The following is a 13,723-nucleotide window of genomic DNA, read 5'->3' on the forward strand; positions in this document are numbered from 1 at the left end:
CTCAGCTTTCCTCTCCGGACAGGACCGCGAAGACCACCGGCTCCGCCTGGTCGTTCAGCGTCGTCACCCAGGTCGCGACGCGCGCGTCGCCCGCCGACAGCACCACCCAGCCGTCCTGGTGCACGCGGTCGACGGTCAGCGCCTGGCTGGTGGCGCCCACCTTGCGCAGGCACTCGACGGCGCTCCAGACCCGGGTGCCGGCCACCGCGGCGGTGTCGCCCGCCTCGGCGACGAGCAGGTCGCGCACGGGCATCTGGTCCGCGCCGAGCAGCCCGGTCCAGTCCTGCTCCTCGCGGTCGAGCACCACCTCCACGTCACAGCCCAGCCGGGTGGGGCCGGCCACCACCAACGTCACTCCGGCGCTGTGCGACGCGGAGATCAGCGCGCCGTCGGTCTCCGGGCGGCCGTCCGGGCGGTAGCGGACCACCGTGGGTCGACCGAACGCCCTGCTGACCGCGAGCGCGGTCTGTGCCCGCCGGTCGACCGGTTCGGCGGTCACCGGGTCCGGCTCGACCACGACCGCGCGGCCGCCGCCGAGCACCCGTTCCAACCCACGCTCCAAATAGGACCCGAGCAGCGCCGGAACCCACGGTCCGGCACCGGACTTCTTGCGCACGGCCCGCAGCTGCAACCCTTCCCAGCGTTCCACCAGCCGTCCGGACGGGTCGAACACGTCCACGTCGTAGACGTAGCTGTCGCCGTCCTGGCTGCACTCACGCGCGTCCATCACGACGTAGTCCGCGTCCTGCGCGCCGCGCTGGGCCAGGTACAGCCGCTCGATGCCTTGGGGCAACAGCGTTGCGTCCGGCACGCAGCACTGGATCGCGTGCATCACCGCGTCCCGCGTGCCCGGGTCGGCCAACAGCAGCCGCTGCGGCAGGAACGTGGCGAACCAGGGCGCGGGCGAGGTGGTGGACAGCTCCGCCACCGCGTGCCGCGCGGCCGCCGTACGGTAGGCCTGCAACCGCTGGAATCGCTTGCCCTGGAACAGAACCTCGCCGTACAGCTCGCCGCCGGGATCGACCGGGACGAGCGGCAAGGCCGGCGTGGCCACGTGGTCCGCCGCTGCCGCGTCGCCGGGGATGTCCGGCCGCGGCAGCCGCAGGGTGGCACGGAAATGGTCGGCTCCGAAACCGGTCTCCGCGCTCCGGATCACGACGTCGACCGTGTCGGCGTCGCGCACCTGGGCGGCCAGCCGGATGGTCGTGGCGGCCCCGGGACGCACCACGATCGGGCGCAGGAACTCCACGTTCTCCAGCAACGGCGAGCCGCGCCGGCCGGTCAGCGCGCTGGCGACCTGGGTCATCGCCTCCATCCCGACCACGGCCGGGAACAGCAGGTCGCCCGCCAGCAAGTGATCCGACAGGTACGGGTCGGCGCCGTCGGACAGCTCCGCCTCGGTGATCAGCTCGATGTCCCGGTAGTGCACGACGACCTGGTCCACGAACCGGTCCAACGGCAGGTCCGACTCGGCGAAGGTGAGCGTCGGCAGGCCGGCGGCCCGCCCGCTGACCACCAGCACCGGACCGGCCGACGGGTCGGCCAGGACCCGGCGGAGCACCTCGATGCCCTTGTCGGTGGAGATCGGCGTGATCCCGTCCCGCATCAGCGCCTCGACCACACCCAGCCGTTCGCCCATGCCCGCGCCGGACCAGACCGACCACTCCAACGCCAGCACCCTCGCGTTCGGGTGCTCCTCGCCGAAGCCCACGGTTAGTTCCGTCATCCAGTCGTTGGCGGTGGAGTAGTGCGCCTCACCGCGTAGACCGGCCCGGCCGATGATGCTGCCGAACGTGACCAACAGCTTGATCCGGTCCTGGTCGACCGCGGCCAGCACCGCGCGCAGGCCGTCGATCTTGGGTGCCAGGGTCTGCCGGAACGCGTCCTCGGTCAGGTTCGCGATCGAGCTGGGCTCGTTGCGGCCGGCGCCGTGCAGCACCGCGGTCACCGGGCCGAGTTCCGCCTGGACCCGTTCCACCGCGACACGCACCTGCTCGGCGTTGGTCACGTCCGCCCGTTCGTAGCGGTACCGAACGCCGGCAGCGGACATCCGCGCCAGGTTGGCCGACAACTCCTCGTCCGCCTCGGGGTCGGCGCGCCCGACCAGCATCAGAGCGGCACCGGAGTCCTGCGCCATGGCGAGCGCGCACTCCGCGGTGATGCCCTTCCCGCCACCGGTGACCAGCAGAACGTCACTCGTGTCCAGCGGCGACTCGGCCAAGTCGGACGGCGGCAGGGCGTGCAGCACTGGCATGGTCCGTTCGCCTTCGGCGGTATAGCGGACTTCGCTGAAGCCGGAGGTGAGTGCCACGTCGTTGAGCACCCAGTGGACCACGTCGTCCTCGGAGTCCGTCAGGTCCGGCAGCTGGACGACAGTGGTCGGGACCGTCGGGGACTCCAAGTGCAGCGTCCGGGCCAGGCCCGCAGCGCCGAGCCGGTGATGGACCACCACGAACCGGGTGCCCTCCGGCGCGGCGAGCACGTCCTTGGCCGCCGCGAGGAACAACGGGACGTGCTCCTCCCCCTGCTCGGGCAGGCACAGCAGCACGCCGTCGCCGATTCCGGCCTCGGCCAGCGCCACACGCAGGCGCTCGGCCAACGGATACCCTGCCGGGGTATACACCGACCATGTGCCCTCCGGGCCTGCGCCCAGGACGGCCTGTGGCGCCCAGGACGACTCGTAGTCCACCGAGAACGCCCGCACCCACGGCGCCACGCCGGGCACCTCACGGCCGTTGCCGTCGTCGTCATGCGCGGTGTCCGCGAGGTCGTCGATCAGCGCGGCGAGTTCGCCGAGGGACACGGTGGCGAAGTTCGCCGTCGCCTCCAACGCCGGACGGCCCAGTTCCCTGGTCACGTCATTGACGATCTGGCCGACCGTGATCGAGCTCAGGTGCAAGTCGTCCAACGGGTGTGTGTCCGCGCCCACCCGGTCCAGCGGCAGTTCCACTCGCTCGGCCGCGAGCCGGCGCAGCAGTTCCAAAGTGGACACATGCTCGCCGGACGGCACGGCCTGTCCGGTGTCGGCCGCGGTCGCGTCGAGCACCTGCTGGCCCGCGTCGAGATCCGGCGCCGCCTCGCACGGGCTGGTGAGGAAGGTGAACGAGCCGTCGAGCGGCAACGGCCGTAGCACCCGGTCGGCGAACAGCACCGCGGTGTCCACTTCGGACCCCAGGGCGTGCGCCGCGGCCACCACGGTCAGCAGTGGGGACAGCGACGAGTTGTCGGTGTCCACCGAAAGCACTGGGGCTTCGGGCGCGATGTCCGCCATCAGGCCCGCCAGCACCCGGCCGGGTCCGACCTCGACGACCAGGTCGGCACCTGCCGCCGCGCCCGCGGCGGCCTCGTGGAACCGCACCGGCTCCAGCACCTGCTCGCGCAGCAACGTCCGCAGGTCCGTCTCCGGGTCGAGCACGTCCCCGGTCACCGTCGAGAACACCGGCCGGGTCAGCGGTTCGAAGTCGAAGCCGGTCAGCCGCTCCGCCATGCCCTCGGCGGCCGGCCGCACCAGCGGCGAGTGGAACGCGTGCGACACGTTGACGCGGGTCGCGGTGATGCCGTCCGACTTCGCCCGAGCACACACCTGGTCCACCTCGCCGGCGTCACCGGCGATCACGGTCTGCGCCGGCCCGTTGAACCCGGCGATCACCACCGGGCAGCCCCGGATCAGGTCGTCGACCCGCTCGGGATCGGCCGACAGGCCGGCCATGGCGCCGCCGCCGTGGCTCGCCTTGGCCATCACCTGGCCGCGCGTCCTGGCCAGGCGCAGCAACTGCCCGCCACCCATCGCCCCGGCCCATGCCAACGCGCTCAGCTCGCCGAGGCTGTGCCCGACGGCCGTGTCCGCGTCGATCCCGAGCGACTTCAACACCCGTACGGCCGCCAGCGAACCGGCCACGATGCGCGGTTGGGCGACCTCCGTGGCCACCTGGTCGCCGCCGGTGGGCACACCCGCCTCGGCGAAGACCGCCTCGGCAACGCTGAACCTGCGCCGGATGGCGCCGATCGCGCCGCGACCGGACCCCTGGCCGGGGAACAGGTAAGCGATCTTCGGCGGCACGCTGCCGTGGCCGAGAAACACCCCGTCCCGCGACGAGAACACGCTGCGCTCCCCCGCGTCCAGCCGCTCGACCAGGCTCGTCAGCGCCTGATGCGCCTCCTCCGGGCTCCGCACCACAATGGCCGCGCGCACCGGACGACCCGCCAACGTGCCGGCGAGGACGGCGGCCAGGTCGGCCAGTTCCGCGTACGCCAGCTTGGCTACCACGGCGGCCAGTTCCGCGGCACGATCCCGCAACTCGGCGTGGTCGCTCGCGTCCAGCAACAGCAACTCGGTGTCCTGCCGGCCGCTGACCAGCCGCGTCGTGCGTCCGCTGAGCTCGGTCCGACGACCCGAGCCGGGCGCCTGCTCGATCGCGATGTGCGTGTTGACGCCGCCGAAACCCATCGCCGACACCCCGGCACGCACCTTTGTGTCGGACGGCCACAACTGGGCCCGCGTCGGCACGTACATCATCGCGTCGGCCGCGGTCAGCTTCTGGTGCGGGTCGTAGTGGCTGGTGGCCGGCGGGATGACCTGGTGGTGCACGGCCAGCGCCGCCTTGATCAGGCCGGCCACCCCCGCCGCCGCCTTGGTGTGCCCGAAGTTGCCCTTCACCGAACTGAGCGCGGCGGGACGGGCGGTGGGGTCGGCGGTCCGCCTGGCCATCGACAACGCCTCCAGCTCGGTGGCGTCGCCGAGCGCCGTTCCCGTGCCGTGTCCCTCGAAGTACGACACCGTTTCCACGCCGTAGCCGGCCCGGTCGTAGGCCCGGGTGATGGCCAGGTGGTGCCCGGCCGCCTCCGGCCGGGTGATGCCGCCCTTGCCGTCCGACGAGATGCCCCAGCCGGTGATGGTGGCGTAGATCCGCTTGCCGCGGGCCAGCGCGTCCTCCTCGCGCATCAGCACCAGCACCCCCGAGCCCTCACCGGGCCAGAACCCGTTCGAGCCGCGGTCGTAGACCTTCATCTCCCCGGTGGCCAGCGCGCCGGTCTTGGCGAAGCCGATCACCTCGAACGGGTCGATCGACAGGTCCACCCCGCCGGCCAGCACCACGTCCAGGTCGCCGTCGGCCAGCGCCCGCGCCCCGGTGGCCACCGACAGCAGCGACGACGAACAGGCACCGTCCACAGTGAACCCGCCGCCGGCCAGGTCGTAGTAGTTGCAGATCCGCCCGGCGATGGTGTTCGCCAGCCCACCGGCCAGGGTGTCCTCGTTGATCGGCGGGAACGCCGCCTTGTACCTCGGCTCCAGGTCGCGCAGGAACGCGCCGGTGTCCGGGTCCGACCAGCCCTTCTCCGCGAGCGCCGCGGCCAGCGTGCGGCGCACGTACGGCCAGCGCAGCCGCATCACGTTGGCACGGGAGAACTCGCCGGTCAGGGTGTTGCCCAGGACGACTCCGGTGGCGCGCTTCGGCAGGCCCTCGCCGTCCGCGAAACCCGCGTCGGCCAAGGCCGTCGACGCCACGTCGAGCGCCAGCCAGTGGGTCAGGTCGGTGGACCGGTACGTGCTGCCGGCCACGCTGAACTTGACCCGGTCGAACTCGTAGTCCCGCAGGACGGCCGCCTTGGCCGCGTAGAAGCGGTCCGGCGCCGCCGGATCGGGCGAGTAGTAGTCGGCCTGGTTCATCCGTTCGTCCGGGAGCCGGCGGAACGCGCGACGGCCCTGTAGGACGTTCTCCCACAGTTGGTCTGGGGAACCCGCGTCCGGGTAGCGCAGCCCTATGCCAATGATTGCGATTCGCTCAGCGCTCATGCCGCATCCGTTTCTGGAGACACAACAACTGTTCACACATCCGGTCCCCGCCGCGACACGGGGATTTCCGTTGTGTCGTCAGCGCATTACTGCCAGCGTGCGCCAGGAGGACCTGTCCGGCCTTATCCCGCCATGCGCTGTGTGCTTTTCCCGGCTGGGCCATCCAGCTGTTCCACGGGGTCGGCGGGCGGGTGGAAAGGACCCCATTCGAACGCCCGCAGCCACGGTCCAGGTGGCCCACTCCACGTCAGCTCCGCGATCTGCGCCGGTGTCCGCCGGCCCGCCAGCGACCGGTACAGGTCGTAGCGGTCGGCGGAGACCGAGCCGGCCGGCTCGCCGTCGCCGGCGATCCACTTGGCACCCGACGTCTCGATCCGCAGCGCGTGCAGGCCGCGCTCCCGGATGCCCCGGGTGAACCCGATGACGAGCAACTCCATCGCGCCGCACACGGCCGCGTGCTCGTCTGGCACCGGCAGGCCGAGCGCGTATCGGATGTCCAGTTCGTGGGTCAACGCGTCCATGACCATGATGTGGGCACGTAAGTCCGGTTGGTCCCGCAGCACACGGTCGACCGGTTCGCTGACCGCGTGCCACGTCCGTACCAGCTCGTCCGGCTCGGCGTCCACGCCGGGGAACGGTGGCGGGGCGCCGGCCTGGCCCGAGCGGGTCGCCACCTTGTGGCTGATCCCGACCACGTGCGCGAGCACGTCCCGGACAGTCCATTGTGGACAAGCTGGCACCCGCACCCGGTCGAGACCGGGGATTTCCGCGACCAGGCCCGTCAGGTTGTCCCGCACCCGCCGGTACGCCACATCGTTCGGCGAGCGCACCCACCGGTCACTGTCCTGGAACCCGCCGACCGCCATGACCTGCCTCTTTTCATGGAATGGGGAAGAAGAACCGCACGAACCGGTCCCAGGCCCGTTCACCGAACAGCGCGCGCTGGCGCGGCAGCAGCCGCACCGGAACGCCGACCCGGTAACGGATCTTCGGCCGTGGCGCGGTGACCGCCCGCTCGATCACCTTGGCGACCGTCTCAGCCGGCACCGCGGTACGGCCCCGGCCGGTCGGGTGGTCGACCTCCCGGTAGGCCCCATGCCAATCGACGAAATGCCGCCAGAAGTCGGCGTACAGGCCGTCCTCCTGGCCGCCGGTCATGGCCAGGTCGCCTACCGTGGTCGGCACGAAACCGCCCCTGATCGGTGACGGCTGTACGACCACCACCTTGATGCCGAACTTCCGCACCTCGTTGCGCAGCGAGTCGCTGATCGCCTCCAGCGCGAACTTGGTCGCCTGGTAGTAGCCGCGGCCGGGGGTGGCGAACAGGCCGAAGATCGACGACATCATCACGACCCGGCCGCTGCCGCGCGCCCGCATGCCCGGCAGGACCAGCTGCGTCAGCCGGGACAGCCCGAACACGTTGGTCTCGAACTGCCGCCGTACCTCGTCCATCGGCGTCTCGCCGACCGTCCCGTTGAGACTGTACGCGGCGTTGTTGATCAACACGCCGACGCTGCCGTGCTCCCCGGTGATCCGCTTGACGACCACCCGCATGGACTGTTCGTCGGTCACGTCGAGGTACATGGTCTGGATGCCCGCCTCGGCGAGGTCATGCAGCGCCTCGACGTTCCGGCCGGTCGCGTACACCGGCCAGCCCGCGCGGTGCAGGCGAAGCGCCGTGGCCTTGCCGGTGCCCGAGGACTGTCCGGTGCCGGACGAGGCCCCGGTCAGCAACACCGCGCGGGATGCTTCCATGACACGCTCCTTCGTCAGGCGGCCGTGCCGGACTCGGTCACCGGCTGTTGCGAGATCCGGCTCTGGGACACCGAGGTCCCCAGACCGAGGCTGTCCACCAGGCGGGTGATGAAGTTGAACAGCGCCGCGGTGAACACGCCCTCCAGCAACTCCTCACTGGTCCAACCGGCCGCCAGGGTGGCTTCCCAGTCCTCGTCGGTGATCCGGTACGCGGCCGTGCTGACCTTGGTGAGCAGGCGCAGAAGCGCCTTGGTCGGGTCGTCCACCGGCAGGTCGTCCGGGGAACTGGCGGCGGCGATCGCGTCGGCCAACTCCTTGGTGCCGCCGAACGCCTGCAGGAAGAAGTTGTGCGTGCCGACGCAGTACGGGCACTGGTTCACCCGGGACGTCCAGGACGCGATCAACTCCTTGGTGTTCCTGGACAGTGCGCCCTCGGTGAGGAACGTGCCCCGGTAGCCGGCGATGACGGTCTCCATCAACGCCGGCTTCGTCGACGCCAGCCGGAACATGTCCGGCACGAAGGGAAAGTTCGTCGACGACCGGATCAGCTCGTACAGCTCGGCGGTCCGTCCGGTCGCCTCGCGCTCGTCCACCAGCGGGACGCGGACTCCCGAAGCCACTTGGTCAGCCACGGCTACAGCCTCTCTGTTGTGCCATTCGATGTGTGTGCCTGCGTCAGGCGGCCAGCCCGGTCACCGGCTCGGCGCTTGCCCGCCGCGCCGCCCCGATCACCGCCGTCCACGGCGGCAACTGGTGCAGCGCGCGCGGACGTTCGATCCAGGGCAACCGAGGCGACTCGCCGGTCTCGCTCGGCACCACCACGTGCGAGCCGCGCGGGACCAGATGGACGTCCAGGCCACGGATCTGGCGGACCGACCACTCGGTGGCCGCCGCGGGCCGGGTCAGGAACATCCACCAGCGGGCGGTCGCGTCGGTCAGCACCGGGCCGGCCAGCATCGCGATCCACAGCTCGCTCAGCACCCGTCGGCCGAGCGGCTGCGGCATCGCCACCGCGTCCACCCACTCGCCGACCTCCATCACCAGCCGGCCCGCAGCGACCTCCACCGTGACCGGCCAGCCGAACCGTTCCTCGTACCATGTCCTCGCCACCGTCAGCGAGCGCAGCAGTTCGACGTCGGGGGTGCTTCTCAGGCCCATCGCCGGGCCTCCCTCTCAGGCTTTGCGTTTCCCAGTCCGGGTGTCCCGCCGGCCATCCGGCGGGACACCCCGGCGACCGCTCAGGCCGCCTTCGCAGCCGGCGACTCGGTCAAGGGGGTGACCGTGGCGCGCGACTTGCTCCTACCGACGAGATGGGCCACCCACCAGCCGGCGCCGCGCAGCCCGCACACGATGACCACCGCGAAGAACAACGTGTAGACCACGTTGAACACCAGCAGGATCCCGTACACGACGGCCACCGAGGAGCCGAACACGAACTGGTTGCGTCCCTTGGCCGGGCTGGTGCCCGGGTCGGTGATCATGTAGTTGGTGAACAGGATGAACGCCACCCCGGTCATCACGCCGACGGCCGAGTAGAACGCGACGTCCCAGATCCAGTGCCGCAGCACGGCCTGGATGAAGAACCCGCCCATCCAGCCCATGATCAGCATGACCTTGCGGGTCAGCACGGCGTTGATCACCGTGCCCGCGGTCGCGATGATCACCGGGATCATCACCTTCCAGAACGAGTTCGCGTTCTCGGTGAACTCGTACGGCGGGGCTATGCTGATCCAGGACCCGAACACCACCAGCGCCGCGGTGATCCCCAGGTTGGACGGGTTCATGAAGTGCCGCATCCGGCCTGCGACCGGCGCCTGCAGCGCGTGCTTGCCGGCCACGCCGACGACCACACCGAACAGCACCGGCCAGATCTGGTTGTTCGCGTACAGCAACATGTTCACCGCGAGGCTGGTGATGTGTGCCGGCAGCAGGAACTCGTACATGCCGCGGGCGCCCTTGCCCCGATACCGCGGAGCCCTGCGCTGCGCCCACGCGCTGATCGACTCGAACACGAGCTCCACGGTGTAACCGGTGAGCACCGCGATGATCGGCCACAGCCACGGCTGCTCGAAGCCGAGCAGCGTGTAGCCGAACACGTTGAACACGCTGATCGACGCGGCGAAGTTGCGCAGGGCGAGATACCTGGCGTCCTGAGCGGGTTTGGCGGGCTTGCTGCCCGCGCCGACCACGCTGAGCTTGGTGCTCATCGGCTCGCCACCTCCTGGACCGACCCGGCGAGGACGAGCGTGTGCGAGCCGGGCGTGAACTGCTGGGTCTGCTCGTGGTACGTACCGTCGACGTCCCGCCACTGGATGTGCGCGGTGACTGGCCCGTTGGCCGTGCCTAGTCCGAAGTGGACGTCGAAGCTGCGCTTGCCGCCGTGCCCGCTGGCACCGTCCAACCGGGACACCTGAGTGCGACCGTCCGAAGTGGTCACCGTGACGGTGGCGCCGTACGCGGGCGTACCGGTCGACTCCAGGCCCATGTGCGGGTCCTTGTCGGTCGACGGCCGGTACAGCTGCAGGTTGAGGAAGCCGCCGCGGTCGGGCGCGTCGTTGCGGTAGAACGCCGGCGGGCCCCACTGCCTGGCCACCGCCAGGTCGAGCCGACCGGTCCCGGTGGTGTCACCCATGGCCACGCCACGGGTGGGAATGGCCACGCCGAGGCCGATCTGCCGGCTCACGTTCACCCACGTGCCGTCCGCGGCCTTGCCGTAGAAGCCCAGCACCTCGTGGCCGGACAGGTCGTCGCCGGGTTGCACGTTCGGCCACATCAGCGGGTTGGCCAGCTGCGTGTCGTTGTTCATCGCCAACTCCTGCAGCCACGCCCACCGGTTGTTGTCGCCCTGGACGAAGCCGTCGGTCTGGACCACGTCGAGGTTGCCGCTGTTGCGGAAGTCGGCCATCTTGACGTCCCAGCACCAGCCGGTCCACGCCATCCCCAGCTCCTGCGCCTCCTGGGTGAACGGCGCGATTCCCTGGTCCAGCTTGGCCTTCATGTCAGCCTGGCTCTTGGCCTGGTTGATCCAGACCATGTTGCTCTCCTCCAGGCCCCACGCGGTGGTGATATTGCTGACCACCATGTCGAACCGCCCGCTGCCGGTCAGGTCCCCGAAGTCCACGCCCATGCCCTTGAACGACGCGTTGCCGAGCACGAACGACTTCGCCGTACCGGGATTGCGCTCGCCGAACGCCTCAGTGAACCGGATCTGGTCCCGAGTGGACACGTTGTGCAGCAGGTGGTGGTGCCCGAAGTCGTTGGCGACGTACAGTTCGGGCTTGCCGGTGCCGGTCAGGTCGGCCGAGGCGATCCCCAGGGTCCAGCCGGTGGCCGCGTCGAACGGCACCGCGTCAACGTCTTCTACATAGGACACCGCCGGTTTGTCCCCTGTGGACGCCGAGTGCCAGCGCAGCACGTGCGCGCCGCCGCCGTTGCGTGCGTTGGACAGCGACGCGGGCATCTGGACGTTGTTGAGGCCGTTCGGATTGATGATGTCGGAGTCCGGGAAGTAGTTGCCGACGTAGATGTCGGGCTGCCCGTCGCCGTTGTAGTCGTCCACATTGACCGCGTTGGTGTTCCACCGCGGCCCGTGGTACTTGCCGTCCACCGTGTTCGACGGCACCAGTTCCTGCGGGTAGTATGAACTCAGCGACACGTCCATCCTGTCGGACTTGGCCAGGAACACCACCGGTGTCCGGCCCCAGTAGTACACCAGCAGGTCCATCCGCCCGTCGCCGTTGTAGTCGCCGGGCACACAGCCCATCGGCGCCATGGCGTCGTCCATCGGCAGCGGCGCCGGGTTCAGGACGAACGGGGTGAACTGGTCCTCGGCGGGCGCGGTCGGGGTGTAGGTCACCACCACCTCGTCGGTCCGGGTGTCCACAATGCACATCGCGTCCGACCTGCCGTGCCCGGCAAGGTCGTTGATGGCGATGCTGGCGCCGACCGCGGAGATCCACGACCGGATCTTGTAGTAGGCCGGGTTCACCTGCCGCACGGTCCGCATCGGCTGGTCTGCGTACCCGGGTGGAAAACTGATGGGCAGCTCGTGGAACCGGTACTTGGCGGCGACCTGGTCGGCGTCGGCACTGGCCACACTCGCCTGGGACACCCAGGCCAGCGCGCTCGCCAGAAGAATCGCCGCCACGCCGGGAATCAACCTGCGTACTCGTTCGCGGGACACTGTTTTCTCTCTCCCCTCTGCAGCGCGAAGAAAATTGCGTGCGGAGCGTTGTCGGACACGTGGCGGCTGTCACGGCTCGCCGATTCACTGCCAAGCCAGCATCAGTCACCGGTGGGAGAACCCGCTTCTCCCACGTTGCCGCTGGCAGCCGGGCCCACGCTGGGCACGGACGGAGTAGCCGCACCGCCCCCACGGAATGTGATGCTCGACCGCAGCCCGTCCCTTGCGGCGCGCTGGTCAGTGGCTACCCCGAATCCAGATCTGCGAGGATTTCAATGACGTTCCAGTATGACGACATCATTGTCGGGGCCGGATCCGCCGGCGCGGTCCTGGCCGCCCGGTTGAGCGAGGACCCGGCGCGCCAGGTACTCGTACTCGAAGCGGGACCGGACTTCCCGACACTGGAGAGCACTCCGCGCGACATCCTCAACGGCAGCTCGATGTCGTTGAACGACCACGACTGGCAGTTCCGCGCGGACATCCACGACGGACGCCGGATCCGGTTCCCACGGGCGAAACTCACCGGCGGCTCGTCCGGTGTCACCGCCACGGTGGCGTTGCGCGGCGTGCCGGCGGACTACGACGAGTGGGCGCGGCTCGGCAACCCCGGCTGGGCCTGGCCGGAGGTGCTGCAGCGGTTCATCCGGCTGGAGGACGACATCGACTTCGGCGACGGCGAGTTCCACGGCCGAGGCGGACCGTTCCCGATCCGCCGGTGGCACAACGAGGAACTGACGGCGGGCCAGCGCGCGTTCATCACCGCGTGCCTCGACGCGGGCTACCCGGAGGTGAAGGACCACAACCACCCGGAGGCCACCGGCGTCGGCTCAATCCCGTCCAGCAGGTGGGACGACCTGCCCAGCGTGCGGGTCAACACAGCGATGACGTACCTGCGCTCGGCCCGTGGCCGGCAGAACCTGACCATCCGCGCCGGCGTACTGGTGCACTCGGTGACGTTCGACGGGTCAACGGCCACCGGCGTGCTGGCATCTACCGACGGCGGCCCGGCCGAGCAGATCACCGCCCGACGCGTGATCCTGGCCGCCGGCGCCGTCGCCTCCCCGATGATCCTGATGCGCTCCGGCATCGGCCCGTCAGATGAGCTGCGCCGGCACGGCATCGACGTGCGCGCAGACCTACAAGGCGTCGGCGCGAACCTGATCGACCACCCCCGCACAGGCGTGTTCATGACGCCCCAACCAGGCTCGTTCGACTCCACCGAACCGTTCCTGCAGGAGATCCTGCGAACAACGTCCGCGACCAACGGGGAATTCAACGACCTGCAGTACTACATGGTCAACCACTTCGACCTGGCCCTGTTCCCAGAACTGCAGATGCTCGCCGGCGGCCCCACAATCCTCGGCATCATGGTGGTCCACCAGAAGCCGAAATCCCGCGGCCGTCTCACCCTGACCAGCGCGGACCCCACCGCACCACCGGACGTGAGACTGAACTTCCTTGCCGCGCAGGAGGATTACGACGTCCTGGTGGAAGGTGTGCGCAACAGCTTCCACCTGGTCAACCACCCCAGCATTCGCAAACTGGGCAACACCCTCGTCGTCCTGCGCGACGAAATGGCCGATAACGACGACATGCTGCGGTTCTACGTCAAAGCCAGCCTGGACAGCGCCTACCATCCTGTGGGCACAGCCCGGATGGGGACCTCGGACGACGACGGCGCCGTGGTGAGTGAGCGGGGTGCGGTGCACGGCTTCGATTCGCTTTACGTCTGCGACGCGTCGATCATGCCCACTATTGTTCGGTGCAACACTAACCCTACTTCCATTATGATTGGGGAACGGACTTCCGATTGGCTTCGGGCTGGGTGATTCTTCAGCCCCTAATTTACGCTTTGCGGGGTAAAGGTCGGAGTATTGCCCTTTTCGTTCGGACTGGAAAGATTTTTCGCTCGCCGCGAGGGCAGGCCGCCAAGAGGGAGCCCTTTCCTGGGTGTTGCTGGTTGTTTTAGTTGTCTTAGTCGCGGCGCCTCC

At 69.5% G+C, this 13,723-nt stretch carries 8 protein-coding genes; 1 reads left to right on the forward strand and 7 read right to left on the reverse strand.

What is annotated here, in order from left to right; translation table 11 throughout:
• Position 1: 1 nt before the first annotated feature.
• From EV192_RS37505 to EV192_RS37535, 7 genes are all read right to left on the reverse strand, one after another.
• On the reverse strand, positions 2-5,794 hold the full coding sequence (locus EV192_RS37505) for a type I polyketide synthase (RefSeq protein WP_132123361.1): 5,793 nt from the start codon (positions 5,792-5,794) through the stop codon (positions 2-4).
• Positions 5,795-5,916: 122 nt separating this feature from the next.
• Entirely contained in the window at positions 5,917-6,660 is a 744-nt protein-coding gene (locus tag EV192_RS37510; RefSeq protein ID WP_132123362.1) for a maleylpyruvate isomerase family mycothiol-dependent enzyme, read from the reverse strand.
• 13 nt (positions 6,661-6,673) lie between these two features.
• Complete coding sequence (locus EV192_RS37515) at positions 6,674-7,549, reverse strand: SDR family NAD(P)-dependent oxidoreductase (protein WP_132123363.1); 876 nt, start codon at positions 7,547-7,549, stop codon at positions 6,674-6,676.
• Positions 7,550-7,563: 14 nt separating this feature from the next.
• Positions 7,564-8,181 (reverse strand): peroxidase-related enzyme, encoded by a 618-nt coding sequence (locus EV192_RS37520; RefSeq protein ID WP_132123364.1) that lies wholly within the window; start codon positions 8,179-8,181, stop codon positions 7,564-7,566.
• A gap of 43 nt (positions 8,182-8,224) precedes the next feature.
• Positions 8,225-8,707: a hypothetical protein gene (locus EV192_RS37525; RefSeq protein ID WP_132123365.1), complete on the reverse strand. Its 483-nt coding sequence runs from the start codon at positions 8,705-8,707 to the stop codon at positions 8,225-8,227.
• Positions 8,708-8,787: 80 nt separating this feature from the next.
• Positions 8,788-9,756 (reverse strand): enediyne biosynthesis protein, encoded by a 969-nt coding sequence (locus tag EV192_RS37530; protein WP_132123366.1) that lies wholly within the window; start codon positions 9,754-9,756, stop codon positions 8,788-8,790.
• Positions 9,753-11,696: a CRTAC1 family protein gene (locus EV192_RS37535; protein ID WP_243727324.1), complete on the reverse strand. Its 1,944-nt coding sequence runs from the start codon at positions 11,694-11,696 to the stop codon at positions 9,753-9,755. Before EV192_RS37535 ends, EV192_RS37530 begins: the two co-directional genes overlap by 4 nt.
• A 311-nt stretch (positions 11,697-12,007) precedes the next feature.
• Between EV192_RS37535 and EV192_RS37540 the strand changes: the two genes are divergently transcribed.
• Positions 12,008-13,561 carry a GMC family oxidoreductase gene (locus tag EV192_RS37540; protein WP_132123368.1) on the forward strand — a complete coding sequence of 518 codons (1,554 nt, stop codon included), beginning with the start codon at positions 12,008-12,010 and terminating at the stop codon, positions 13,559-13,561.
• The last annotated feature ends 162 nt before the right edge of the window (positions 13,562-13,723 follow it).

The sequence above is a fragment of the Actinocrispum wychmicini genome (assembly GCF_004345645.1).
Taxonomy (GTDB): domain Bacteria; phylum Actinomycetota; class Actinomycetes; order Mycobacteriales; family Pseudonocardiaceae; genus Kibdelosporangium; species Kibdelosporangium wychmicini.